Source organism: Chromobacterium sphagni, assembly GCF_001855575.1.
In the GTDB taxonomy this organism is placed as follows: Bacteria; Pseudomonadota; Gammaproteobacteria; order Burkholderiales; family Chromobacteriaceae; genus Chromobacterium; species Chromobacterium sphagni.
This window is the reverse complement of record NZ_MKCS01000002.1, coordinates 1-26,569: the sequence shown is the minus strand read 5'-3', so window position 1 is coordinate 26,569 and position 26,569 is coordinate 1. Positions and strand designations below refer to the sequence as shown.

The 26,569-nt window shown below is 64.0% G+C and carries 16 protein-coding genes and 1 pseudogene; 9 read left to right on the top strand and 8 right to left on the bottom strand.

Annotation, left to right across the window (positions count from 1 at the left end; genetic code table 11):
• The first annotated feature begins 156 nt into the window (after positions 1-156).
• Together BI347_RS15935 and BI347_RS15930 are read left to right on the top strand one after the other, a co-directional pair.
• Positions 157-624, top strand: a complete 468-nt coding sequence (locus tag BI347_RS15935; protein WP_101686148.1) for a glutathione peroxidase — start codon at positions 157-159, stop codon at positions 622-624.
• 442 nt (positions 625-1,066) lie between these two features.
• Positions 1,067-1,783, top strand: a complete 717-nt coding sequence (locus BI347_RS15930; RefSeq protein WP_071116452.1) for an SDR family oxidoreductase — start codon at positions 1,067-1,069, stop codon at positions 1,781-1,783.
• Between the two features lie 208 nt (positions 1,784-1,991).
• Here the strand turns inward: BI347_RS15930 and BI347_RS15925 are convergent, their stop codons facing one another.
• Together BI347_RS15925 and BI347_RS15920 are read right to left on the bottom strand one after the other, a co-directional pair.
• The gene (locus BI347_RS15925; protein WP_071116451.1) at positions 1,992-3,302 is read right to left on the bottom strand and encodes a sensor histidine kinase; all 1,311 of its coding nucleotides are present in this window, start codon (positions 3,300-3,302) and stop codon (positions 1,992-1,994) included.
• Positions 3,299-3,964, bottom strand: coding sequence for a response regulator (locus BI347_RS15920; RefSeq protein ID WP_071116450.1), 666 nt, complete (start codon positions 3,962-3,964; stop codon positions 3,299-3,301). The genes BI347_RS15925 and BI347_RS15920 overlap by 4 nt, the downstream gene beginning before the upstream one ends.
• A gap of 109 nt (positions 3,965-4,073) precedes the next feature.
• Between BI347_RS15920 and dsbD the strand changes: the two genes are divergently transcribed.
• From dsbD to BI347_RS22985, 4 genes are all read left to right on the top strand, one after another.
• Complete coding sequence (gene dsbD / locus BI347_RS15915) at positions 4,074-5,834, top strand: protein-disulfide reductase DsbD (protein WP_083338986.1); 1,761 nt, start codon at positions 4,074-4,076, stop codon at positions 5,832-5,834.
• Positions 5,835-5,836: 2 nt separating this feature from the next.
• Positions 5,837-6,667 carry a TlpA disulfide reductase family protein gene (locus BI347_RS15910; protein WP_071116449.1) on the top strand — a complete coding sequence of 277 codons (831 nt, stop codon included), beginning with the start codon at positions 5,837-5,839 and terminating at the stop codon, positions 6,665-6,667.
• A complete protein-coding gene (gene dsbG, locus BI347_RS15905) occupies positions 6,664-7,422 on the top strand; it encodes a thiol:disulfide interchange protein DsbG (protein WP_071116448.1) in 759 nt (252 codons plus the stop codon). Before BI347_RS15910 ends, dsbG begins: the two co-directional genes overlap by 4 nt.
• Before the next feature lie 110 nt (positions 7,423-7,532).
• A complete protein-coding gene (locus BI347_RS22985) occupies positions 7,533-8,180 on the top strand; it encodes a DUF4291 domain-containing protein (protein ID WP_239690924.1) in 648 nt (215 codons plus the stop codon).
• A 28-nt stretch (positions 8,181-8,208) separates the two neighbouring features.
• Here BI347_RS22985 and BI347_RS23655 read toward each other — a convergent pair whose 3' ends face one another.
• From BI347_RS23655 to BI347_RS24660, 6 genes are all read right to left on the bottom strand, one after another.
• A complete protein-coding gene (locus BI347_RS23655; protein WP_139167245.1) occupies positions 8,209-8,694 on the bottom strand; it encodes a hypothetical protein in 486 nt (161 codons plus the stop codon).
• 22 nt (positions 8,695-8,716) lie between these two features.
• Complete coding sequence (locus BI347_RS23650) at positions 8,717-9,112, bottom strand: hypothetical protein (protein ID WP_139167244.1); 396 nt, start codon at positions 9,110-9,112, stop codon at positions 8,717-8,719.
• Between the two features lie 43 nt (positions 9,113-9,155).
• Entirely contained in the window at positions 9,156-9,551 is a 396-nt protein-coding gene (locus tag BI347_RS23645) for an SMI1/KNR4 family protein (protein ID WP_139167243.1), read from the bottom strand.
• A gap of 492 nt (positions 9,552-10,043) precedes the next feature.
• Entirely contained in the window at positions 10,044-10,346 is a 303-nt protein-coding gene (locus BI347_RS23640; protein ID WP_139167242.1) for a hypothetical protein, read from the bottom strand.
• 14 nt (positions 10,347-10,360) lie between these two features.
• Complete coding sequence (locus BI347_RS24670) at positions 10,361-25,006, bottom strand: LysM peptidoglycan-binding domain-containing protein (RefSeq protein ID WP_275638634.1); 14,646 nt, start codon at positions 25,004-25,006, stop codon at positions 10,361-10,363.
• Positions 24,903-25,577 carry a DUF6531 domain-containing protein gene (locus BI347_RS24660; protein WP_071116446.1) on the bottom strand — a complete coding sequence of 225 codons (675 nt, stop codon included), beginning with the start codon at positions 25,575-25,577 and terminating at the stop codon, positions 24,903-24,905. Before BI347_RS24660 ends, BI347_RS24670 begins: the two co-directional genes overlap by 104 nt.
• Before the next feature lie 453 nt (positions 25,578-26,030).
• Here BI347_RS24660 and BI347_RS25030 point away from each other — a divergent pair, with 453 nt between their 5' ends.
• The 3 genes and pseudogenes from BI347_RS25030 to BI347_RS24650 all read left to right on the top strand — a co-directional run.
• On the top strand, positions 26,031-26,234 hold the full coding sequence (locus tag BI347_RS25030; RefSeq protein WP_158020807.1) for a transaldolase family protein: 204 nt from the start codon (positions 26,031-26,033) through the stop codon (positions 26,232-26,234).
• Positions 26,192-26,299 (top strand): annotated as a pseudogene (locus BI347_RS25025) (hypothetical protein); the annotation flags it as partial. The gene BI347_RS25030 and the pseudogene BI347_RS25025, both read left to right, overlap by 43 nt.
• 68 nt (positions 26,300-26,367) lie before the next feature.
• Positions 26,368-26,569 (top strand): hypothetical protein (locus BI347_RS24650; protein ID WP_239690922.1); only part of this gene is annotated, 202 nt, incomplete at its 3' end.

Below are 26,569 nucleotides of genomic sequence, written 5' to 3'. Positions count from 1 at the left end.
CTTCCCTGCAAAGAAACCGCCGGACGCCAGCCCAGCAGCGCAAGCCATGGCGATAGCCCGGTCAGGATCGATGCCGCGCACAAGACGCCGCATCGCCGCGGCATGACAGGAGTATACTGGCCGGCGTTTTTCAACTTCGAAACAGCAGAAAGCAATATGTCATTACTTTTTCTTGACGGCACCGTTGTGCCGGAAGAGCAATTCCAGGGCCGGGCACGCCTGATCGTCAATGTGGCCAGCCATTGCGGCTTCACCGGGCAATACAGCGGGCTGCAGCGCCTTCACGACGAGAGAAGCGACCAGGGCTTGGTCGTCATCGGCGTTCCCTGCAACCAGTTTGGCGCGCAGGAGCCCGGCACCCCGCAGGAAATCGCCCAGTTTTGCGATCTGAAATACCGCATCACCTTCCCCATGCTGCAAAAGCAGGATGTGAAAGGCGCAAGCCAATCCGAACTTTACGCCTCGCTGATCAACAGCCCGGTGGGCGGCGGCCAGGATGTGCAGTGGAATTTCGAAAAATTCCTGCTCGACCGCAAAGGCCAGGTCGTGGCGCGCTTTGATTCGGCCACCGAGCCGGACGCTCCCGCGCTGCAGGACGCCATCGACCGGGCCTTGCGGAGCTGACCCCGTCCCGGCCCGGCGGCCAATCCCATCCGCTTGGGTTGGGCCGCCGGGTTGGGCGAAAACGGCAGTGGCGCGATGGCGATGCCTCACGGCCAATGCTCCTGTGCCTGCAAGGCCGCGGTTTCGCCCACCCCGCCATGGCATGGTTGGCAAATTCGGCGCAGCCGCCACAGCGGCGATGCCGACAAATGCCGGCCATCCTGTACTTATTGCCGCATCAGGCACGCCCTTCCCTGCCGCACGCATAAAATGTGAAATGCTCAGGAAGATGCCCGCCGGCAAAATCCAATGCCTGCCGCGTCAATCTAGATTTCATCTGCCGCCGCCGGCAAGCGCGATCCCATCCGCCAGGCCTTCCGCAACTCCGGCATCAATCGTCCTGCGCCGGTCCTAGGGCGCAAACGCTGCTAGACCCCCATCACCATCAGGAGGAGTCACTGCAATGAGCTTTCTTGGCAAAAAAGTCTGGATCACCGGGGCATCGTCCGGCATAGGCGCCGGCCTGGCCCGCGAACTGGCGGCCCAAGGCGCTCACCTGCTGCTCAGCGCCCGCCGCGAAGACGAGCTGCACAAGGTGCAGGCCGAATGCCTGGAGCGCCACGGTCCCATCGACATCCTGATCCATTGTGCCGGCGTCAGCCAGCGCGCGCTGGCGCGCGACACCATTTCCGAAGTGGACCGCGCCATCATGGAGATCAACTATTTCGGCACGGTGGAGCTCACCCGCGCGGTGCTGCCGTCCATGCTGGCGCGCAAGCAGGGCCAACTGGTGGTGGTGAGCAGCGTGGCCGGCAAGATAGGCACGCCGCTGCGCTCCAGCTATTCGGCGTCCAAACACGCGCTGCTGGGCTATTTCGACTGCCTGCGCGCCGAGGTCTACCAGGATGGCATCTCGGTCACCATCGTCTGCCCCGGCTACATAGACACCGAAATCGGCAGCAAGGCCTATACCGGCGACGGCGGGCGCTACGGCAAGCTTGAGGGCGTGCTGCACCATGGCATGCCGGTGCAGGAATGCGCGCGCGTCATTCTGCGCGCGGTGGCGCGCCGCGAACCGGAAGTCGTCGTCAGCCGCGCCAAGGAGCGCACCGCCGTGTATCTGCGGCGCTTCTTCCCCAAGCTGCTGTTCCGCCTGGTCAGAACCCACATCCCCTCCTGAGCCGCCCGGCCGTCAAGATGTCCTGACCCATTGCCGTCCATCCCCTTTGGGGTGGACGGCGCCAGCCGGCACTGCCCTCCTGATCGCCTGGACCCGCGGCGGCCCCAAGTCGTCCGCCAATCGTCCCCGGCCCACCTGCAACAGCCAGCCCAGCGCCATTGCCGGCAAGCGGCCTGGGCAGCATGCCGCCCAGCCGGGCGAGGCGGCTCTAGACCTTTGGCCGGCGCGGCAGCGTCAGGCTGGCTTGCAGGCCGCCGCCGGGATTGTCCCGCAGGCGCAGCTCGCCGCCAAAACGGGAGGCGATCGCCGCCACGATCGCCAGCCCCAGCCCGCTGCCGCCGCCGCTGGCTTCCTGGCCGCGCCAGAAACGCTGCGTCGCCCGCTCCAGTCCTTCCGGCGACAGGCCGGGCCCGCGGTCGCTGACGCAAAAGCGCACCCCCTTGCCGTCCGCCAGCGCCTGCGCCCGCACCGGCGTATCTTGCGGCGCGTAGCGCAGCGCGTTGTCCAGCAGATTGCGCAGCGCGGCCACCGCCAGCGCCTGCGGCAAAGCCAGCGGCAATCTCGCCGGCTCGTCTATTTCTATCCGTTGCGGCCTTTGCGGCGCGGCGTCGCGCGCCGCCAGCCGCAGCACTTCGTCCGACCATGCCGGCGCGCCGTCGTCCCAATCGAACGGCCCCTCCACCCGGGCCAGCAGCAGCAATTGGCTCAGGGTGCTCTGCAGCCGGTCCGCCCCCTCCTCCGCGTTCGCCAGCGCGGCGGCGGCGTCCTCGCCGCGGGTGATGCGCGCCACCTGCAGATGGGTCTTGATCGCGGTCAGCGGGGTGCGCAGCTCGTGGGCGGCGTCGCTGGTGAGCCGCCGCTCGCGCGCCAGCGCCTGCCCCATCCGCTGCAGCAACTGGTCCAGGCTGCCGGCCAGCGGCTGCAGATCGGCCGGCAGCGAGCGCACGCCCACCGGCTCCAGGCTGTCGGACCGGCGCCGCAGCAAGGCCTGGCGCAGCCGCTCCAGCGGCCTCAGGCCCTGGCGCACGCCAAACCACAACGCCAACAGGCTGCCTGCCAGCGCCGCGGCAAAAGGCAGCGCGGCCGCCCAGCGCACCTGGGACAGCAGCGCGCGGCGCTCGGTCAGCCGATCCGCCGTGGTCACCCGCAGGCCGTTGGCCTCCACCGTGTAGCTGCGCCACTGTTCGCCATGGATCAGTTGGTCGGCATAACCCGGCGCCGGCAAGGCCTGCGCCGCCATCGGCGCGCCCGGCGTGCGCGCCAGGATTTCGCCGCGCACCGATACGATCTGGCAGGCGATGCCGGTGTGGATGCCGGGCAGCGACGTCAGCGCCTGCGGCGGCCCAGGCGGCAGCTGCGCCATCAGCCCGGCCACCATCTGCGCCGACATCGCCAGCCGCTGGTCCAGCGTGCGGCGCAGCTGCTGGTCGAGGTCGCTGAGCATCCAGGCCGCCACGCCGCCCCACAGCAAGCTCAGCGACACGCCTATCAGCAGCAGCAAACGCAGGCGCAGGCTCATGGCGCGGCCCTGCCGTAGCGGTAGCCCAGGCCTCGCACCGTCTCCACGATGTCCGGCCCCAGCTTGCGCCGCAGATGGTGGATGTGGACATTGAGCGCGTTGCTTTCTATCTCTTCGCTGTAGTCGTACAGCCGGTCTTTCAGCTGCTCGGCGCTGAGAATGCGGTCGCGCGCCTGCATCAACGCCGCCAGCAGCGCCAGTTCGCGCCGCGCCAGGGACAGCGGCCGGCCATGCAGCCAGGCTTCGCCGCGCGCCGGATCCAGCCGCAGCGGGCCATCCTCCATCGCATCCACGCCGCGGCCGCCGGCGCGGCGCCCCAGCGCGCGCAGCCGCGCCGCCAGCTCGGCCAGGTCGAAGGGTTTGAGCAGATAATCGTCGGCGCCGGCTTGCAGGCCGGCCACCCGGTCGGCCACCGCGTCGCGCGCGGTCAGAACCAGGATGGGCAACGCGCAGCCGGCGGCGCGCAGCCTGGCCAGCAGCCGCATGCCGTCTTCGTCGGGCAGGCCCAGGTCCAGGATCATCGCGTCGGCGTCCAGCGTGGCCAGCGCCGCCTCGGCCTGCGCCGCGGTGCCGACGCCGTCCGCCACGAAGCCATGCGCGCGCAGTCCGGCCAGGATGCCCAGCGCGATCAGTTCATTGTCTTCCACCAGCAGTATCCGCATGTTTTTGCCTCCCGACCTCAGCCTGCACGCGGCGGATTATCCCATAGTTAACGCCCGCTTAATCCCGCGCCGCCAGGCTGCACGGCATCGCAAACCAAAGGAGACGCCAATGTTGCGCTCAATCTGGAGCCTGCTGCTGCTTGCGCTGCTGTGGGCGGCGCCGGCCGGCGCGCAAGCCGGTTTTCTGCCGCCGGAACAGGCGTTCCGGCTCAGCGCGGAGCCGCAGGACGACGGCCGGCTGCGGCTGCGCTGGGATATCAGCGACGGCTATTACCTGTACCGCAAACACATCACGGTCGAAGCCTTGCCCGCCGGCAGCGCGCCGGCGCCGGCCATGCCGGCCGGCAAAACCATTGCCGACGAATTCTTCGGCGAATCCGAGGTCTATTTCCAGCGGCTGGAGCTGCAAGTGGAGACCGGCCAGGCGCGGCAGCTGCGCATAGGCTGGCAGGGCTGCGCCGAAGCCGGCCTGTGCTACCCGCCGCAAAGCCGCGTCGTGACGCTGGCAGGCGGCGGACCGCAGACGCGGGAGGCGATGCCGGGCGGACAAACCCAGGCGCAGGGCGAGGACCAGACCCTGGCCGCGCAGTTGGCTCAGGCCGGCACCGCCTGGATGCTGCTGGTGTTCTTCGGCCTGGGCTTGCTGATGGCCTTCACCCCCTGCGTGCTGCCGATGCTGCCGATACTCAGCAGCCTGGTCATCGGCAGCAGCGCGTCCGCCCGGCGCGGCTTCGCGCTGGCGCTGGCTTTCGTGCTGCCGATGGCGCTGAGCTACGCCGCGCTGGGAGCCGCCGCCGCGACCATGGGAGCTAACCTGCAGGCCATGCTGCAGACGCCGTGGGCGCTGGGCCTGTTCGCGGCGCTGTTCGCGCTGCTGGCGCTGGCGATGTTCGGCGCTTACGAGCTGCAGCTGCCGGCCTTCCTGCGCAACCGGCTGAGCCGCGCCAGCCAGCGCCAGCAAGGCGGCACGCTGGGCGGCGCGGCGGCGATGGGCGTGCTGTCGGCGGCGCTGGTGGGCCCGTGCATGACCGCGCCGCTGGCCGGCGCCCTGCTTTACATCAGCGACAGCGGCGACGTGCTCAAGGGCGGCCTGGCGCTGCTGGCGATGGGCCTGGGCATGGGCGCGCCGCTGCTGCTGGTCGGCGCGCTGGGCGCCAGGCTGCTGCCGCGCCCCGGCCTGTGGATGAACCGGGTCAAGGCGGCGTTCGGCTATATGCTGCTGGCGCTGGCGGCATGGTTCCTCGGCCGCGTGCTGCCGCCTGCCGCCACGCTGGCGCTGTGGGGAGCCTGGCTGCTGGCCGCCGCCGTCGGCCTGCTTGCCATGAGCCAGGGCTGTGCCGCCGGCCAGGCCAAATGGACGCTGCGCGGCATGGCCAGCCTGCTGGCGTTGTGGGCGGCGGCCATGTTGATCGGCGCCGCCGCCGGCCAGAGCAACCCTCTGCAGCCGCTGGCCTTCGCCGCCGCGAACAAGGCATCCGCCGGCCAGGCTGCGTCCTTCATGGACGGCTTCGCCACCGTGCGCAGCGCCGCCACGCTGCAGCGCGAGATAGACGCCGCCGCCGGCCAAGGCAAGTGGACGCTGGTGGATTACTATGCCGACTGGTGCGTGGCCTGCAAGGAGATGGAGCACCAGGTATTCGGCGACGCGCGGGTGCAGCAGGCCCTGGCCGGCATGCGCCTGCTGCGGCCCGACGTCACCGCCGCCGGCGACGACAGCCGCCAACTGCTGGCCGCGCATCAGGTGCTGGGCCCGCCCACCCTGCTATTCATCGGCCCGGACGGCCAGGAGCGCCGCGCCGCGCGCGTGGTCGGCGCGCTGAGCGCCGACGCCTTTCTCGCCCGCCTGCGGCAGGCGCAACGACAGGAATGACCATGCTGAGCTTCAATCTGGGCCCCTTGCCCATTCCCATCGACGCCGCGCTGCTGGGCGCGGCACTGCTGCTCGCCCACGGCTGCGGCCGGCTAGCCGGCCGCAGCCAGGGCGTCGGCGTGGCCCATCATCTGAACGACATGCTGCTGTGGGGCCTCTTGGCGGCCCGGCTGGGCTTCGTCGCCATCTGGTTCGAACAATACCGGCCACAGCCATGGAGCATGCTGAACATCCGCGACGGCGGCTTCAGCCTGTGGGCCGGCGTCGGCGGCGCGCTGCTGCTGGCGCTGTGGCGCGGCTGGCGGCAACCGGCCATCCGCCGTCCGCTGGCCATCGCCGCGCTGGCGGGCATGCTGGGCTGGAGCGCCGGCCAAGCCTGGCTGGCCGGCAAACAGGCGCCCGGGCTGTCTACGCAGCCGCTGGCCGCCTTGTCCGGCGCAGCCGCCACGCTGCCGGCGCTGGCGCAAGGCCGCCCGCTGGTGGTCAATCTATGGGCCAGCTGGTGCCCGCCCTGCCGCCGCGAAATGCCGGTGCTGCAAGACGCCCAGCGGCGCGAAGACGGCATCCGCTTCGTTTTCGTCAACCAGGGCGAGAGCCAGGACGCGGTAGCCCGCTATCTGCAAGCCGAAGGCTTGCGGCTGGACCATGTGCTGCTGGACCCCGCCGGCGCATTGGGCCGCGAATACGGCTCCGCCGCGCTGCCCACTACCCTGTTTTTCAACGCGCAGGGCCGGCTGACGGCCAGCCATCTGGGCGAGCTGTCCGCCGCCTCGCTCGCCGGCAAGCTGCAGGCGCTGCGCCCCTCTCCCGCTCACCAGGAAAACACCCGATGAACGCAAGACTCAAGCACAGCCTGACGCTGCTGGCCCTATCGCTTAGCCTGCCGGCGCTAGCCGCGCCGGCCCAGCCCCTTCCCGCCCCGATCCGGGCGCTGGAACAGCAGGGCTATGAAATCCTGGACAGCTTCAAGGCGCCGGGCGGCATGACAGGCTACGCCGCGCTGTATCTGAGCCAGCCGCAAACCCTGTACCTGACGCCCGACGGCAAGCAGGCGATAGTCGGAGCCATGACCGACGCGCGCGGACAGAAGTGGAACCAGGCCGGGCTGGACCGGCAGTTCGGCGCGGCGCTATGGCGGCAGCTGGAAGCCAGCGCCTGGATAGCCGACGGCGACAGCCGCGCGCCGCGCGTGATCTACACTTTCACCGACCCCAACTGCCCGTACTGCAACAGGTTCTGGAACGACGCCCGCCCCTGGGTGCGGGCCGGCAAGGTGCAGATCCGCCATATCCTGGTCGGCATCATCAAGCCCGACAGCCCCGGCAAGGCCGCCGCCATCCTGGCCGACTCCAACCCGGCGGTGGCGCTGAACCGCCACGAGCTGCAACACGCCAGCGGCGGCGTCAAACCCATGGCGCAGCCGCCGCAGGCGGTCGCCGCCAAACTGGCCGCCAACCACCAGCTGATGGAACGCTTCGGCGCGTTCGCCACGCCCACCACCTTCTACCGCGACGCCGGCGGCGCCGTGCAGAAAGTGCAAGGCGCGCCGCCCGCAGCCAGCCTGGCGCGGATCATGGGAGGGAAGTAAGCAGCCGGCAGGCCTTTTCCTGCCGCCAAACTTTCACGGCTTGGATATTGTGGAATGACACGGCAACCTGCATAAGATGTGGGTAACCAGCACTTGTCGAAATGCTCTAGATGATCAATATTAACATTCTTCCCTCAACATCATTATCCTTGAACATGCACTCCCAACCAAAACTTACAACACCATCCCTAGATTTTCACCAAATTCGCGCCGTTTACGATGACAAAACCATCCGTGTTTATCAGGCATACTCCAATGAGATTGCCGATAGTGCCTTGGCACATGGAACATTTGTGTCGCCGCCATTCAAGATGGAACGGATGACGTGGATAAAACCATCGTTTTTGTGGATGATGTATCGCTCTGGCTGGGGATTTAAAGACACTGGCCAGAGCCGCATTCTAGCCATCGATATTACACGACAAGGTTTTGAATGGGCTTTGGCGCACAGCTGCATGAGCCATGCAGATCCGAAAATGAACAAAGAAGAATGGGAGCACCTGAAGAACAGTGCCCCCGTGCGCATCCAGTGGGATCCCGACCGCAATTTATTACTACAGCCTTTACCGTATCGAGCAATTCAGATTGGTCTAAGCAAGGCCGCAGTAGGGTTATACGTACATCAATGGATACAAAAAATTTCCGATATCACATCACTTGCACACGAGATCCATCAAGAAATTTCACACCACCACTTTGAAAATGCAACGATGCTCCTACCCAAAGAGCGCCCCTATCCACAAGACGATAGCCGATAGCCGATAGCCACAAACACTACTTTACAAATCAAAAATCCATATAACTTTCCGATAATATTTCAATACCACAGGCTCGAAGGAGTTCTCTAAAAGAATCTATCCGTTCAGGCACTCGAGCAATGTGCAACACAATCGTTGCGGCTGAATTTTCAATCATCTTATAACCCCACCACTCCCATCCTCGATCACGTAGCGCATCAAGCCAAGACAGAAATTCCCAAGGAAGAGAATCCCACTTTTCCTTCGGGGTTTTCTCCAACAACCGGTCAGTTTCCTCCTTTGACAACTCTGGAATGGCCGTCTTCAACCACACGGGCAATATTGCGCGCCAATCATCATCAGAGGGCCACTCCTCAGAATTCCGAATTGAAACCTCTCTAACAATTTCTAATAAGCGCTCAATTGACACCTCTGGCTGCTCGCCAAGATCAACCTCAAAGCTCCATGGATTGACTGGCAATATCTCTAAGGAATTATTGCAATTAATCCGATTTAATTTCAACTTATGGGCCATTCTTACCCGTCCCCTGGTTAATTTAATTCAGCAAATCATCGAAGTAAGACTTCGGAATTCCATACTGATCCGGATATGGATCTCGACTAATGATTGGCCTATCTGGATTTTGCCGCGCATATTTTTCAGGAACGGCATCCTGACGTACACGCACTAAAAATTCAGCATCTGCGTCAAAAGATTTGCGCTGCACATCCGGCAAACCTGCATCCAATTTTCGAAGGAAATAACTATCAGCCCGAGCCTCATCGCCAAAGTTCAACCAGATAACCTTATTGCTATCTGGAACCAAAGAAACCGTACCATCGTAAGCAACATTAATCCGATGATTTTCCACCGGCGAACCTTCAACACGATAAACCGTGACTTTTCGGCCTTGCAAAGTTGGGCCTACAAAATCCGTCTCACCTGGCAACATCACTCTGTTTGGAACAATAAGCCCCGCATCTGCGGGGCTTGTCTTACGTTAACTCAACTATTTTATTCCTGATAAAATCTTGGAAATTTTTGGCCACGACATTAATAGTCATGTTACTAGGATCCACTTCTACCACGCTCCAGTCACATACTTTAAATCCTGCATTGAATCCCTGAAAATCATCACCAAATAAAAGAATGCCTTCCAACCCATCAGGCACCTCCCCATAAATATCTTCTGGTGCGACAAGCCCATCATAAAGCATGTAAGCTGTAGCCCCTAATTCACCGAAACCTATCTCAACCAAGAATGAAGTGTAATCCTGAGGAAGGCTAACGCCTGATGATAGAGCCGGCACTCTTCCAATCGGAAGCAGATCAAGCTTATCAAATGGAGTTCCTGTCCCTTTCAGGCTCAGTAAGTCATCGTAAAATCCCATTTTATCTCTCTCAGCGCTCGAAGATATCTCTCAATGGACTTCCTGCACGATGCACACCCCCTTGATGCTGATCAGGGAAGCGAGCAGGGTGAATATTCCACCATTTATTTGGCCCACCATAGCTGCTCTCAATCACATGATGTGCGTCATATGGTTGACCTACACGCCTAAGTGTCGTTCCATTTTTTGAAAAAACTGGATCCGTATAAGTTGGCCAAGCTTGACCCGTATTAGATTCCCACTCAGAAATCAGGTCATTTTTCAGACGATTAAACTCAGTTCTATGTCTTGCAGACTCTGCCGGAGACAGTCGGCTATATTCATTAACACGAATATCATCAGCTAGAAGACTCCGTTGCATATTAGTTAGAGGAGTGCCTGTCTGAGCCTCAATATCCCTAACGTAAGCACGGCTACGACTTGAAAGCTGTGTCCATCCAACTATGCTGTCTGGAACGTCAAACTTCGGTTACCTGACGCCCCAAGCACAGATCATTGACTAGCCCACTTCTGCGCTTCTCTCAATATTACTTTTGCTTCAAAAATTGGGTCATTCGAAGCAGATTCAATTAGATTCAAAGCACTTTCATCCGGAAAAAGCTCGTCAATTTCTTTTATTAACTCAGACGAACCATCCCCCTCTAGATATTGAGACAACACAATTGCATACCATGGCCAACTTTCTTCTACCTGATGATTAAGCACAAGCCTTCTCAATGCCTGCAACTCCTCAGGCGCAAGGGAAGTCACAAACTCAGCAACGACTCCTGCCAATGTTCTTATTTCGGCACTCATATATTTATCTCCATTTACGGATGATGAGTAAGTGAATAGTTAATCCATGAGTTTCGTGAAGAAAGCTGCTCCATGAAATAATCACTCATCCAAATTTTCTTTGCCGCCAAATCAACCGGTGGCAACAGAGAACCGTCAGCAATACCAGCCCTGTAGGACGCACCGATTGCTGCTTTCTCCCTATCAATGAAAAGCACGGAATTGACCGGATCGCCAAATACATGTGGTGGTGGGTTATCGAACATGATTGACGCCGTCCTTGCAGGGGAGACAGCCCTAAATTCCGTAACTCCAGAGCCAAGCGCAGTTGCCACATCACCAGGCGAGAGATTTCCGCCCAAGGGATGATTATGGGTAAATTTATTACCCTCCATTAACGGATAGTCCCTAGCCGCATTTAGTCGTATTTCGGCTCCATTGGCCAAGCCTGCACGCCTTACACCGAGTATCTGACCACTTTGACTATCAACAATGAAACCAACCTCACGAGAGGAGCCTGCAAATCTTCCCTCGATATTTGCCAAAGTTGCAGCCGCCGTGTTTGGAACCTGCCGAATCCCATACGGGTCACTCCTACGTACCGACAGACTACTCTCTTGATATAAGCCCACCTCAGCCTGGGCACTACGAACACTAGGCATATTTCCTGACCGGAATATCAACCCCGTCGTCATGCCATCGCCGATACTGCCTAGCTGTGCACCTCGATCTCCACCAACAAAATAACCCAAAGTACCTAGTGGGCCATTCCTCACTGCATCTAGCGTAGCAAACTGACGATCCGGCTCTTCCCATCGTTCAATCTGATTAAATCTATACAAACTTTGTAGACCCCACAACTCATTACTTTCAGCCCAAGAAATCGTATCGTGAGGCATCCCTAATGCAGACTTGATACTACCTACAACCCAACCATCCTTCTCATTTAAATAGGATATCCGTTTTAGGACATGTCCCATCGCCCTATCATTTATCAACAGCTTATCATTATCACGCGCCTCAAAACTTGTCGTGCCATCAGGATGCGTAACCGCCACCCCATCAGCATAGTAGACCAAGGAGTCACCATTAGCCCCATCTGTAGCCCAGACAGAAGAACCGTGCCCATTGCCATACATCATGGATTTTGCTGGATTGAAATCCGGAGCAGACACAATAACGGGCGGCAGTACTATATATGGTGTTCCCGTGCTACCAATAAATCCACTATCCATGGCTACACTATGTGCCGCCTGAGCTTTTTGGGGCATCATAGATCGATGCCCATTCGCCCTCTTTGGCTCTGTGACAACATCCCCATCCAACTCATCCAATGACGATGAACTCGAAGTTGGGCTCAGTGACTGCAAACCTTCCAAAGTGGCTCTCTGGTAATCGATATTCCAACGCTCAATTGCATTGATCGCAACTCGTGCCTGACTTAATTTGACTTGCTCAGCGGCCTGCAAGCTGCCTACTACCTGATCTCCCAGCGCACTGCCAAACGAATTGGCCGCCAGGTTACTCCAGTTGGGTCGGTGGTCCTCTCCCAACACTGACTGGATAGTACCACCCGCCATGCCGCGCACGGTGCCGTAGCCAATATTGGCGAAAACGTCCTTGTTGTTATCCGGCGCAATCCCAGATGTCGCCCATGCCGCCGCACCGGAAGCCGCCACCGAGGTCCAGCTGAACGACTTTTGCAGGCCCGTCGCCATTGCTACGCCTTGGGTCGCAGTATTCACCACCATAGCGCGCATCGCAGTTTGCGAGGCGGTATTGCCGGAAAGGGCGCCACCGCCCCCCGCCAATCCAGCCGTGGCCGCGGTAGCAAAGGCCGACAAGCCTACCTGGCCCCAGGAGAACTTGTCCTGCATGCCCATCGCCATCGCTACACCTTGGCTGACGATAGAACCCACGGCTCCGCCAATAGCAGCAGCAGCCAAACCAAGCCCACCAGCCATCGCCCCAGTCATCACCGCCGCACCGGCTGTAGCCACACCGGCAAACCCCGCGCTAGCAACAGCGCCCATGGCTGCGCCAAAACTTGCGCCACTCGCCATAGCACCCATAGCCACGGCCGCAGCCCCTGCCGTCATCACCACCGCCACCACCGCCACGATGGCAACCAGAACCATCCCGATCCCGCCGCAACCACCGCCTCCCGGCGGTGGCGGGGGCGGAGGCGGTTCCGGCAGAGTCGGGGTCACATCGCCTATCGCTTCGCCCGGGCTGTATACCCGGTAGGTACTGCTGTTGTTGTGGAAGTTGGTGACCTTGTTCGGTACCCGCAGCACTTGGCCGGCCTTCAGCGCTTCCGTGCCTTGCAGGCCGTTGGCGTCGGCCAGCAGATACCACAGCGCGCGATCGCCCCACAGATTGGCGGCGATCACTTGCAGGGTGTCGCCATCCCGCACCGTGATAGATCCCGGCGTCTGTCCCGGGTAGTTGGGGCCGATCGGCTCGTAGTTCTGGTCAAAGTCGGCGCTGCTCACCGCCACGCCAAAGCGGTATTGGTCTTTCTTGTTGCCCAGGCTGGTTTGCGCCAGCGCCTGGGCGAAGTCGACCCGGCTGGGGCCGTCGTTGCCGACCGCGCCCACTTGCTTGCCGTCGACGTAGTAGTAGTCCTGCTTCTTGTAAACGCTTTGCTTGTCGATTTCCTCGCGCCGGATCACCACGCCCTGGGCGTCGTTGACGTAGCGCAGGCTGCGCTGGCCTTTCTCGTCGATGGCCTCCTTCAGATGGCCATTGACGTCATAGGTCAAGTGCGAGATGCCCGGCTGCCAGCCCGGCGCGTCCTTGTTGTACGGCTGGGCGGTGATGGTGGACTGCTTGGCGTCGTCCCACCATTCGTAGCCGTAGTAGGTGGTGGTGGTGCCCTTGCTGACCTGGGTGGTGGTTTTGACCGTGCCATCGTTCATCAGGTCGTAGGTCGTGGTGGCGCCATCCACCACCTGGCGCGCGATCTTGCCGTCGCCGTCGTAGTCGGTGTGGGTCTGGCTGGCCTTCGTGCCGCCGTCGCCGTTTTTCCAATCGTAGCTGGCAGAGTCGGTGACGCGGCCCAGCAGGTCGTTGTCGCGGTGGAAGGCGGTTTTGCCGTTGATCTGGGTGTCGACCAGATAGCCGTCGGCGGTGTAGCTGTAGGTTTCCACGGTGCCGTCGCTGCCATTGGTGACTTTGGCGCGCTGGCCGAAACCGTCGTACTCGACACTGACGCCGCGGCTGCCGCGCGCCAGATTGCCGGATGCGTCGCGGCTGCCCTGGCTCAGCGTGAAGCGGTTCATCGCGTCGTAGTCGTACCAGTTGTCCTGCACCTGGCGGCTGCCGTCCTTGCCGTCCTGGTACACGCTGTAGACGCGCTGGCGGTTGCCGACGGCGTCGTACTGGTAACGGCTGAGGAAGCGCGGATCTTTGATTTCGATCACCCGCCCGCGCTCGTCGTAGCGCAGCGTCGATTGCTGGTAGAAGGTCAGGCTATTGCGGTTCGGGCCGTTGGCATAGGCTTCATAGGTCTTGCGGCCGTCGTCATCGTAGCCGTACAGCGTGTACTGGTGCGCCGCGCGGTCTTCGATGCCCTGCAGATTGCCGTTGCCGTAGTAGGTGTAGACGATGTTCTGGCCGTTGCTGGACGACTGCGTCGCCAGTTGGCCGGCGTTGTTGTACTGGTATTGCGTCACCCGGCCGCCCAGGTCGCGGTGCTCGGCCTTGAGGCCGAACAGACTGGTGGCGTCCTGCATCGTCATCTGGTTGGCGTTGGTGGTGGTCATGCGCCAACCACCCACCACAATGCCGCCGGCGCCCTTCAGTTGGGCGTCCCAAACATAGCTGTAACTGGTATGGCGAGTCGCCGCGCTGACGGTGTCCAACACTCGGCCCAGGCTGTCGTAGCGGGTGGTGTCGGTCAGCACGTCGCTGCCGTTGCTGGTGGTGCGGTGGGCGATGCGCTGGCCGGCGCTGTCGTAGTCGTACTCGTCGTAACCGCGCTTGCCGTTGGCGCCCGGCGCGCGGTCCAGCCGTTTCAAGCGGCCCAGCTTGTCGTAGGCGTAGTCCTGCTGGCGCTGGCCGTTGACGGTTTGCGTGCGCAGATTGCCCAGCTGGTCATAGCCCATCTCCTTGCTGCTGCCATCGGCGTGGCGCTCGCGCAGCACCTTGCCCTGGCCGTCCTGGCTGCCGGCCAGCCAGCGCTGCTTGTTCTCGTGCTGGTTGGCGTCAACGGTGGACACCAGATTGCCCATCGCGTCGTAGCCGTAGCGGGTGACGGCTTCGTCGCCCAGCTTGTCGCTGCCGTCGGCGTTCTTCAGCGCATTGCCGTCGTCGTCGCGCAGGCGCAGCCGCGCCTCGCGCTTGGCCACCAGCTTGCCGGCGGCGTTGTAGTCGGAAACGGTGGCGTTGCCGACGCCGTCGGTTTCGCTGACCACTTCGCCGAAGGCGTTGTAGGCCTGGCGGCGCACCACGGTGGCGTTGTACAGCGATTTGTCCACCACCCATTGCAGCGACTGGCCGTTGACCTGGCTGCTGTTGCTGCCGCGGTGGATGTAGCCGCTGGTTTCCAGCGCCGAGCCGTCGGCGCCGTTGATCACCGCGCCGGCGGCGTCGCGCAGGATGAAGCGGTATTCGTAGTCGCCTTCTTTCCAGTTATCGACGTTGAGCAGGAAGGTGCCGGCGGCATTGCGCGGTATCTGGGTCTGCAGCCAATCGCCGTTGCCGCCCTTGACGCGGTAGCTCAGGTCCAGCCGCGCGGCGCTGGGCTGCTTGGGGTCGAACTGGACGCCCAGCGGCAGGATCAGGCCGGAGTTTCGATCCAGCTTGACGTCTTGGTTAGATCCCAGCGCCATTTGGCCGAGCAGGCGGTTGATCAACGCGCCGCCGGCGTCGAAGATCTGGTACTCGAATTCGTAGTTGCCGGCCGGCGCGCCGTTCTCGCCGGTGTCCCAGTCGAAGCGGCCCGGGCCGTCGCCGCTCTTGGTCAGCGCCTTGGTGAGGTAATCGCCCTGGCTGCCGGCCAGGCGGTAGCGCACCACGCCGCTGGCCGCCAGCGGCGACTGGTTGCTCAGGTGGACGATCTGCGTCTGGCTGCTCCATGGCGTCGGCTGGCCCAAAGTGCTGGCCTCGCCGGGCACGAAGCTGCCCACTACGCGGCCGGTCTCATTGCCGCTGGCGTCCAGGCCTTGCAGGTCGTATTCGTAGCGGGTGCCGGGCTTCAGCCCCACGCCTTGGCCATTGATGGTGAACCAACCGTTGGCGATGCCGGCCGGCGCCGCCACGCTGACGTTGTAAGCCTGGGTCCAGGCGCCGCTGCCCGGCGGCGAGCGGAAACGCACCAGGCCATGCGTAGCGTTGCCGCCCAAGCCCGTGACGTTGAGCAGGCCGTCAGCGGTGAGAAAGGCCCGCTCGGCGGCCAGCGGCTGGCCCTGGCCATCCTTGGTCGGGGTGATAGTCGGCGCGCCGTCATTCAGCGCCATCTGCCCCTGGCCGCTGTTCTTTACGTTGCCGGCGGCATCCAGCGCCAGATAGCGGTACTCGTAATTGCCGCGCGCCATGCCTGACCAGTCGTAGGCGAACCAGCCGGCGGCGTTTTGGCCGTTGATCTGCATAGGCGGAACGTTGGCGATTTGCCAGCCAGCCGTACTTCCCACCGGGCGGGTTAACAATAATAGGTGGCTCGCCTCTGTAGGTTGGCGTTGGAAATGAATTTTCTTAGCACTAACATTCCCTTCACTCCACGTTGATCTAGTGATATCCACCCCACCATAATTCTGCCCCCTCATAGCAGGGGTCTCATTATACACTCTAGTATTGCTTTTCAACTGAGCAACAAAAACATCCCCATACTCTGTTCTTTTATACAAGTCAATCGTAACAAAATACAAACTCGGTATATCTATAAACCCCACCGTATCCAATGCAAACTTTTTATCAATAGGAGCATTCTCATCAAAATACTGTGCAAGCAATGGGTCAGTAGGCCTCAAGCGCTTTGCATCATCGATGTTAATAAAAATCGACAAATCAGACCCGTCCGAGCTTGCAACACCATCGCCATAACGAAATAAATTCCAGCCCCCAACTGGGTGATCTCCAATCGGAGTGATAGTCAAACTATCTTCATGCGCAACCGCATGAGCCCGATACCCTCCATCACCAAGTTCCTTGAATGAGTCTGGCAGTTTGATTTTCAGATGAATTCCCTGGGCAACTCTTTGCGATCCCATTCCATCAAAAATATCGCGCACCCCAAAAAAAGAAGCCTCCAAAACTGAAGCTGCTCCTACAGCCTTACCAATCGAAATACGATCCAAAGATGCCGGATTCGCCGCCCCCCCCTTCCGCACCGGCACCTTCCCCACCGTCACCACATCGCCATTGCTCGTCAGCGGCTTGGCCACTTCCCAGGCCTTGACCTGCACCGATTGCGAGTCGGTCGCGTTGGCGATGCGCGGCTGGTAGGTCGCCACGTGCTGGTTGCGCGCGTCGTAGTCGTCCAGCTTCAGCCGGTAATCATTCAGGTATTGCTGGTAGTTGGCGCCCTGGGTGTCGGACAGCCGGTTCAGCACCGTCTGCAAGTCCTGGCTGCGCAGCAGGTCCTGGCTGTCGGCGCCGGACTCCACCGTCATCGTCGCGTTGCCGTTGGCGTCATAGCCGTACAGCTTGGTCACCCCGCCGGCGTTGCCGCGGGTCAGTCGGCCGGCGCCGTCGTATTCGCTGAACTCTTGCCAGTCGCCCTGGCGGTTGAGGCTGGTGCGCTTGTTGGTCACCTGGCCCCAGGCGTTGTAGCGGGTTTCGCTGATCAAGCCGCTGCCGGCGTCCTGCTTGACGCTCTGCTGCTTGGCGGCGGTGTAGGCGTAGAGCGTGACGTCCTGGCCGCCGGCTGCTTCCTTGCGGTCGCGACGGGTGCGGCTGACATTGCCGACGGCGTCGTAGTCGTACCAGGTGACGTTGCCTTCGGCGTCCTTCGTCCAGTCGGCGCGGCCGCCGGTTCCGTAGTGGGTTTCGCTGAACACGCCATCGACGCCGGCCCGGCGCACCTGCGTCGCCTGGCCGAGGCCGTTGTAGGCGGTGTCGGTGGTCGGCCGCACCATCTGGCCGGCTTGATTGGCGAAGGCGGCTTCTTCGCGATGGATCTCGCGGCCCAGCTTGTCGTAGCCAATGTCGGTAACGCCATTCTTGGCGTCGCTCTTGCGGTCCACCAGGCCCAGCGCGTTGTAGTGGTATTGGGTGCGCACTACGCCGGTCTGCAACGTCTGCTGGATGGCGTCGTCCTTGGCCGCGCCGTTGAAGTCGGCCTGGTTGTAGTAGGCGACGTTGAGGCGGCGCTCTTCCTTCACCCGGCCCAGCAGGTCGTAGTCGAACTCGCTGATCCGGTCCTGGGCGTCGGTCTTGAGCTTGGTTTTGACCGCGTCCAGCGTGTCGCCGTCGGCCGGCACGCCGATGGCGGCGGCGTAGCGGGTTTCGCGGATCGGCTTGCCGGCGCTGTTATAGTCCCAGGCCACCGCATAGCCGGCGGCGTCCACTTCCAGCAGCTTGCGGCCAGCCTTGTCGAAATAGCGGCGCACGCTGCGGCCAGTCTTGTCGCGCGCCTGCGCCAGGTTGCCGTTGGCGTCGGTCTCGCGGATCACGTTGCCGTTGGCGTCGTAGTCGCGGCTGGTGACCAGGTCGCTGGTCAGGATGTCGTAGTTGCTCTTGGCGCCGTTGTCGTCGCCTGGCTGGCGGTGCAGCGCGATCACCTGCTGATTGGGCACGATGGTGCGCTTGAGCCGGTTGTTGTTGTCGTACTCAAACTTGGTGACGCGGCAGTTGCCGTCCGCCGGCTGCGGCACGCCGCCATCGGCAGGCAGGCCCACCGCGGTGGCGTACACCCGTTGCTCGATGATGTTGCCGGCGCCGTCGTAGTCCCACTGCGTCAACACGCCGTCGCCGTTGCGTTCCGCCACCTTGCGGTTCTGGCTGTCGTAGCGGGTGCGGGTGACATTGCCACCCGCGTCGATGAACTCCACCAGGTTGCCCGCCGCGTCGTAGCGCCGGGTTTCGGTCGGACTGACGGTGGCTTCGCCGCCGGCCAGCGTGAAGATCTTCACCGCGTCGCCGCTCTGCTTCACCAGCCGGTTCTGGCTGTCGTATTCGTAGCGGGTGGTCCGCTGTTCCGGCAGGCCCGCCGCTTCCACTTGCAGCGTGCGGTTGCCGTAGGCGTCGTATTCGAAGCGCTTGACGCTACGCAGGCCGGCGTTGTCCGGCGGCGCGGTTTCCGTCAGCACATGGCCGGCGGCGTCGTAGCTGTAGTCGTAGCCACCGCCCAGCTGGTTGGTGTACTGCACCTTGTTGCCGAAGGCGTCGTAGGCCATGGTTTCGACGCCGCCTTCGGCGTCGGTGATCTGGGTCTGCCGGCCCAGCGCGTCGTGCTCGATCCGCGTCACCGCGTCGCGCTTGGCGTCGGCGGCGATGGCTGGCGGGGTACCGGTCTGCAAGGTTGCCGGATCGACGCGGGTGGCGTAGCGGGTGATGCGGCTGGCGTTGCCGAAGGCGTCGTAGTCGGTGCCGGTGGCGTCGCCTTCCGGGTCCAGTTGCAGGGTGCGGCGACCCAGCGCGTCGAAATAGAAATAGCCGGCGTTGCCGCGCGGGTCGGTGATCTTGACGGCGTTGCCGAAGGCGTCGTAGTCGGTGACGGTGGCGTCGCCCTCGCCGTGGGTTTCGCTGTGGACGCGGCCCAGCGCGTCGAACGCGCGGGTGGTGAGATGGTTGTTGCCGTCCCATTCCTTGACCCGGTGGCCGAAGGCGTCCAGCTGGTAGCGGGCGGTGGTGGCCGTCTTGACGCCGTCGCCGTGGCTAACCGCCAACAGGCGACCGGCGGCGTCGTAGTCGTTGTGGGTTACCTGGTCGGTGGTCGCGGTGAGCAATCGCGCACGCAGGCCGGCGTCATCCAGACCCGCTTGACTCAAGCCATCGCCTACTCGAGCTGCCTGCACGTTATGCACGTACCAGCGGTTGGTCTGGTTGTACGGCGCGTCGATCTGCAGCCAGACCCGGGCGTAGCCGATGCCCGCCGGAATGGTCAGGTCGCCGGCCAACGCCTGCAAGCCGGCCTTGCCCGGGTCGGCGCTGGCCGCCGCCACCCATTGCGTCCAGTTGACGCCGTCCGCCGAGTAGGACAGACCAATGCGCAGCGCCACCGGCCCCCGTTCCGAGCCTTCGTCGCGGATGGCGTCGACGGCGAAGTGGTACTGTTCGCCCGCCTTCACCGCGAAGGCGGCGCTGGCATTGCTGTCGCGGTTGGTCAGACGGATGGCGTTGCCGGCCACGCCGAAGCCGGCGTCGCTGGCGTTGACGGTGCGGCCTTCGGCCTGCCAGCTGGCGTCCAGCGCGTTGGGACTGGCCACCAGGTTGGCCTGCAGCGGCCGAGCATAGCGGAGGGTGTCGGTGACATTGCCCGCCGCGTCGTAACGCTGTTCGGTGACGGCGCCAACAGCGTCCACGCTGAAAGTCAGCCTGCCGGCGGCATCATAAGCGGCATGCGTCGCCTGATCCTTGTCGCTCGGCCTTAGCTTGGCTCGCAGTTCCGCCTCTCCCAGACCCAGCGCGCTACCCACCGCATTGGCGTAGCGCACGCTGTCGGTGACGTGGCCGAGCACATCGTAACGCTGCTCGGTGACGTAGCCGGCGGCATCGACGCTGAAAGTCGGCCGGCCGGCGGCGTCATAGGCGGTGTGGGTGGTCTGATCGGCGCTGCCGCTCACCAATCGCGCGCGCAGTTCCGCCTCGCTCAGCCCCTGGTCCAGCGGATTGAACGCGGTCAGCATGTTGAGCGCGTTGCCGCCGTCGCCCACCCGGCGCGCTTCGATATTGCGCACCGCCCAGCTATTGGTCTGGTCGCGCGGCGCGTCGATCTGCAGCCACACCCGGGCATACTTCACCCCGGCCGGGATTTTCAATATGCCGCTCAGGTGCTGCAGCCCGGCCTGGGCCGGATCGCTGGCTGCCGCCCGGCTCCATTGCGTCCAGTTGACGCCGTCCGTCGAATAAGTGAAGCCGATTCCGACCGGCGCCGGCGTGCGGCCATCGGCGGTGCCGCCCCGAATGGTATCCAGCGCGAACGTGTATTCTTCGTTTTCTTTTACCGCGAAACCGTTGCTGGCCAAGCTGTCGCGATTGACCAGCAAGATGGCGCTGCCGCCGCTGGCGAACCCGGCATCGGCCGCATTGACCGTGCGGCCGTCGGTGCGCCAGCTTTGGTCGATGGCGTTGGCGCCGCTCACCAGGTTGCTGGCCAGCGATTTGGCATAGCGGATGCTGTCGGTGACATTGCCGGCGGCGTCGTATCGGCGCTCGGTGACGTAGCCGGCGGCGTCGACGCTGAAGGTCGCCCGGCCCGCCGCGTCGTAAATGCTGCGCGTGGCCTGGTCGGTGGCGTCGGTCTGCAAGATCTTGCGCAGGCCGGCGTCGTCCAGCCCCGCCGCGCCCGGTTGCGCCTTGGCGTAGCGGATGGTCGCGGTAACGTTGCCGGCCGCATCGTATTGGCGCTCGGTAACGTAGCTGGCGGCGTCGACGCTGAAGGCCGGACGGCCGGCGGCGTCGTAAACGGTGCGCGTGGTCTGATCGGCGGCGTCGGTCTGCAAGATCTTGCGCAGGCCGGCGTCGTCCAGCCCCGCCGCGCCCGACTGCGCCTTGGCGTAGCGCATTGTGGCCGTGACGTTGCCGGCGGCATCGTATTTCCGTTCGGTGACGTAGCCCAGCGCGTCGATGCTGAAGGCCGGACGGCCGGCGGCGTCGTACACCGTGCGGCTGCTCTGGTCCGCCGCGCTGGCCTGCAGCCGCCCGGCAAGGTCCGCTTCGCTCAACTGCCGCTTGTCGCCCAGATTGGCCAGTTGCACCGCCGTCGCGTAACGGGTGCTCGCAGTCAGCTGGCCGGCGGCGTTGTAGTCGTTGCGCGTCACCTGGCCCAGCGGGTCGATGGTGTAGCGCAGCCGGTCGCCCCCGTCGTACACATAACGGGTCATGTTGCCGGCGGCGTCGGTCTTGGCCACCACGTTGCCGTTGCCGTTGTACTGGTACTGCGTCGCCAGCTTCAGCCCGTCCGGGTCCACCGTTTCGCGGATCCGCCGACCGGCGCCATCGTATTCGTACGCGGTGACCTTGGCTTGCGCGGTGCCCGCCGCTTCGGTCACCCGGAGCTGTTGCCCCTGGCTGTCGTAGTCGTAGGCGGTGGTCAGCTTCAGCCCGTCCGGGTCCACCACCACTTGCTTGACTTGGCCGGCGGCGTCGTAGCGGGTTTCGGTCACCCGGCCGCTGGGGTCGGTTTGCCGCAGGATGCGGCCTTGGGCGTCATAGCACGTTTGTGTCGTCAGTTTCAGGCCGTCCGGATCCACCGTGCGGCTGAGCACCCGGCCGGCGGCGTCGTAGCTGTAGCGGGTCTTGATGCCGCGCGCGTCGGTGGCGGTGATGAGCTGGCCGGCGCTGTCGTAAGCGCTGCTGCTCGTCCCGGCCGCGGTGGTGGTGGACTGCAGTTGGCCGTCGCGGTTGTATTGGTAGGTGGTGGCGTGGCCGAGCGCGTCGATCAGTTTCACCGTTTCGCCGTAGGCATTCTTCTGGCTGACGGTCTGGAGGTTGCCCGGCTGGGTGACGGTGACGGTGCCGCTAGCGTCGTCGTAGACGGTGGTGGTGGTGTGGCCCAGCGCGTCGGTGTGGCTCAGTTCGCGGCCGAAGGCGTCGTAGACGGCGCTTTGGCCGCCATGTCGCGCGTCCTGGGTGGCGATCTGCCGCCCCAGCTTGTCGTAGTCGCGGTGGCTGGCGTTGCCGTTGGCGTCGACGCTGTCGGTCAGACGGCCGAAGGCGTCGTAGCGGGCGCTGCTCTGCAGCGCCAGTCCTTCGGCGTCGGCCGTCTGGCCGACTCGCTGGCCGCGCCGGTCGTAGCGGCTCTGCTGCAGCGCGCGATGGCCGGCGTCGAGGCGCTGGCGCTGGCCGATGGCTTCGCCGAAGGCGTTGTAGTCCCAGTTGTCGCGATTGGCGTTGACGGCGTCGCTTTGGCTGACGCGCTGGCCGAGCCGGTTGTAGCCGATTTGGCTCAGGCTGTCGAAGCCGGCCCGTTGCAGCGCGCTGGCCAGGGTGCCCAGGCTGCCGCGCGGCCCGCCGTTCAGTTGCGCCAGTTGTTCGGGGTTCAGCCGGGTGGCGTAGCTGCGGGTTTCCACCGCTTCGCCGAAGGCGTTGTAGCGGATTTCGCGGATTTCGCCCAGGCTGTTGAGGGTGTGGCTGAGCCGGCCTTCGCCGTCGTAGTAGTACAGGGTTCGGCCGCCGCTGCCGCCTTCGCCGTTGGGGCTGAACGCGGCGATGCGCTGGCCGCCGGCGTTGTATTGGTAAGTGGTGCCGTAGCGGCGCCAGATGGCGTCGGCTTGCGCCTGGCTGGGGGTGGCGCCCAGCGCCGCCAGCGCTTGCGCGCCTTCGCCGCCCAGTTCGCCGCTCAGCCGGCCCTGGCTGTCGTAGCGCTTGAGCTGGCTGCGCACGTCGCCATTGCCGGCATCGCGCACGCTGCGGACCAGATGGCCTTGCTCGTCGTAGAAATTGAGGGTGACCAGGCCGTCGGGCTGGCTTTGCTGGCGGATCAGTTGGTCGGCGTCATCGTATTGGTACAGCAGGCCGCGGTCCTGGCCGCTGGCGGCCGGCCGCAGTTGCGCCAGCGTGGCGCCGGCGGCATTCGCGCGGTTGGCGTAGCGTATCGTCTGCGCCACCCGCCCGCCCGCGTCGTAGACGGTTTCGTCCAGGTAGCCTTCGGCGTCGATCTGGCCGACCAGGCGGCCTTCGCCGTCGTACAGGCGGCGCACGCGCTGGTCTTGGGCGTCCGCCTGCGGGCGAATGGCGTCCAGCGTGTCGCCCGCGGCGGCGCGCGTGGCGTAGCGGATGGTGTCTACCGCGTGGCCCGCGCCGTCGTAGCGCATTTCGGTCAGGTAGCCTTCGCCGTCGACGCTGCCGACCAGCAGGCCGTCGCAGTCGTACAGCTGGCGGCTGACGCGGTCGTTGGCGGCGTCGGCCGCCGGCTGGTTGGCGGCGTCGTTGGGGTCGAGTTCACCCTGGCTGCTCAGCGCCGGCAGCCGCGCCAGCCGTTCGGCGCTCAGCCGGGTGGCGTAGCGCACGCTGCGCGTCAGCCGGCCGGCGGCGTCGTACTGGTTGCGCACGACCCCGCCTTCGGCGTCGATGGTCTGCGCCAGCCGCCCCAGGCTGTCGTACAGCTGGTACTCGAAGCGGTCGTTGCCGTCGTCCGGCGCCGGCCGCAGGCTGGCCACTTGCCAGCCGGCCGGGTCGCCCTGCAGCTTGGCGGCGTCGACGCGGTTGGCGTAGCGCTGGCTGCGGACCATTTGGCCGTTGCCGTTGTACAGCCATTCAGTGAGGCCGAGTTCGGCGTCGATCTGGCCGACCTTGCGGCCCAGCCCGTCGTACAGCAGGTAGCGGACGGCGCCGTTGGCGTCGGTCAGCTTCACCGGCTGGCCGTCGGCGTTGTACTGGGTGGTGGCGGCGCCCAGCGGGCCGCCGGCGTCTTGCTGGCTGACGCTGAGCGCCAGGCCGGCGGCGTCGTAGCGGGTGATGGTGGTCAGGCCGTTGGCCAGGGTGACCGCGGTCTGCCGCTGCGCGTCGCCGTAGACGGTGGTGGTGACCGCGCCGCGCGCGTCCCGGGTGCTGACTACGCGGTTGAGGCCATCGTACAGATAGGAGGAAAGCACCGCGCCGCTGACGCCGTCCAGCTTCTGCAGCAGATTGCCCGCCTGGTCGTAGACGTAGCGCGCCACGGTTTGCTTGCCGTCGGCCACGCCGTTGCCCTGCGCGTCCAGCGTGGCGTAGCGGGTGGTGCTGGCCACCAGGCCGCGCAGGTCGTAAGCGGTGTCGAGGCGTTCGATCCGCGCCGGATCCTGCTGCGCCGCCCACGCTTGCAGCTCGGCTTCGCCGGTGGCGTCGGCCGCATTGGCGTATACGCCGCCCTGGTAGGCCAGACGGCTGGTTTCGCGGCCCTGGGCGTCGTAGCGGTGTTCCACCACCCGGCCCTCGGCGCTGAGGCTGAAGCGCAGATGGCGGCCGCCGGCGTCGTAGACGTAGCGGCTGGTTTCCATGCCATGGCCGCTGTCGACCGTTTCGCTCAGCAGCTGGTTCTGCACGTTGTAGCGGCGGCTGACGCTGTGGCCCAGCGCGTCGCGCTGCAAGACGCGGTTGCCGTTGGCGTCGTATTCGTAATGGGTGGTCTGGCCGCGCGCATCGCTGACGTCGCTGACGCGGCCATGGCCATCGTAGCTGAAGCTTTGTGTCAGGCCGCCGGCGTTCAGGCTCAGCAATTGGCCAGCCGCGTCGTAGCTCAGCAGGGTGGTTTGCCGGGCGGCGTCGGTGATCGTGGTGAGATGGTTGACCGCATCGTAGTCGAAGCGGGTAGTCAGCGTCGCGCCATCGGCGCGCACGTCGCTGACAGTCTGGATGCGGTAATCGCTGCCGACCAGCACGTAGCCGAAATCGAGCCGGCTGCCGTCGTCCTGCTGGATGCTGGCGAGGCGCTGGCTGGCGCCGTCGTAGCGATAGCGGGTGGTGTAGGCCTGGCCGTCGGCGATGCTGTTGTCAGTGGGCGTGAGGTCGGTGCTGACGCTGATCAGACGATTGGCGCTGTCGTAGCCGTAGCGGGTGCGGGTCAGGGTGCGGCGGTTCGGGCCGTCCTGGTACACGGTGCGCAACTGGCTGAGGTTGCCGGCGGCGTCGTAGTCGATGAACAGCGTCTCGCCGCTGGCGCTGTTGAGGCTGACCAGTTGGCCGGCGCCGTTGTAGCCGAGGTCGATGGCCAGGCCGTCGCGGGTCGCGCGCTTGCAGCAGGCGGCCGTTGGCGTCGTAGCTTTCTTGCTGGCCGCTGTCGCCGGCGGTCCAGGTCCAGCGCTGGCCGTCGAAGGCCAGGCTGTCGTCGACGCCGGCGCTGTGTTGCGACAGGTAGCGGCCGCTGCCGGCGTCGAACGCGTACAGGGTGTCGCTGCCGTCTTCGGCGATGCGGTGCACCGTGCTGCCGGCGGCGTTGGCGGCGCCCGAGAGGCCGCGGATCTGGCGGCTGTAGCCCAGGCGCCAGTTGCCGCTGTCGCCGCTCTGGCCTTGGCTGTTGTAGGTGCGCAGCAGGTTGAGCGGCAGGCCGTTAGCGGCCAGGAATTCGTCGCGGTGCTGCAGCACCAGGTTGCCGTTGCCGGCGTTGACGAACACCCGTTCACCGCCGCGGCCCAACTGCGCGCCTCCCAGCTGCCCCTGTTCGCCCATGCCGCCAGCGAACCGTTCCGAAGCCCCAAGCCCGCGCCTGCTACTATTGCAACCATGCTATCCCTCACCAAGAATCCGTTCATCTGCGGAGTCTTATCCCGGGATTTCAGAAAAAGTTTAGCTAAATCGTGAAAAAAACATGATCAACAGCAAGGCAGCCTCGCACATAGGCCTCCGCAGCTGGCCGAGCATGCCCGGCCAGCTGCTAGCATCAAGCCCCTTCCAGACACCGCCGCGATAGAAAAAGGACAATAAGCAAAATGAAAATCTGGCTGGACACCATCGATTTCGACGCCATCAAGGACGCCCAGGCGCTTGGAATTCTGGCGGCGTGACCACCAATCCATCGATACTGGGCGCAGCCGCAAGCTGCGTGGAAGACATCATCGCGACGCTGCTGGAGATCCAGCACGGCCAGGTGGCGGTTCAGGTCATCAGCAACGAGATGCCGGCATGCTGCGGCAGGCACGCGCGCTGGCGGCCATCAGCCCCAGGATGGTGGTCAAGATCCCGGCGATAAACGACGGCTTCAAGGCGATATCGATATTGGAGAAAGAAGGCGTCGCCACCCTGCGACGACCATCTTCGAAACCCGGCAGATCGTGCTGGCGGCTATGGCGGGCGCGAGCTACGCCGCCCCTTACGTCAACCGGATAGAGGCCTCGACCGGCAACGCCTTCGCCCTGCTGCAAGAATCGCAAGCCATCCTGGAAAAACACCGCTACCGGACCGCCATCATGGCCGCCGCGATCAAGTCCACCGATCAATTCCTGCGATGCGCGCAGATCGGGTGGGCGCCATCACATTGCCGCCGTCCGTCTATCAAGGCCTGTTCGCGTCCAGCCAGGACATCGACGACAGTCTGCTGCGATTTGAAACGGGCGTGGCGCTCCAACGCATTCACCGCGCAATCCAGCCTGTTCACGGCATAAGCCATCGCCGCCCGGGGATGCATCCCACCACCGCGATTGCCGGCGGTTTGGCGGCGCGCG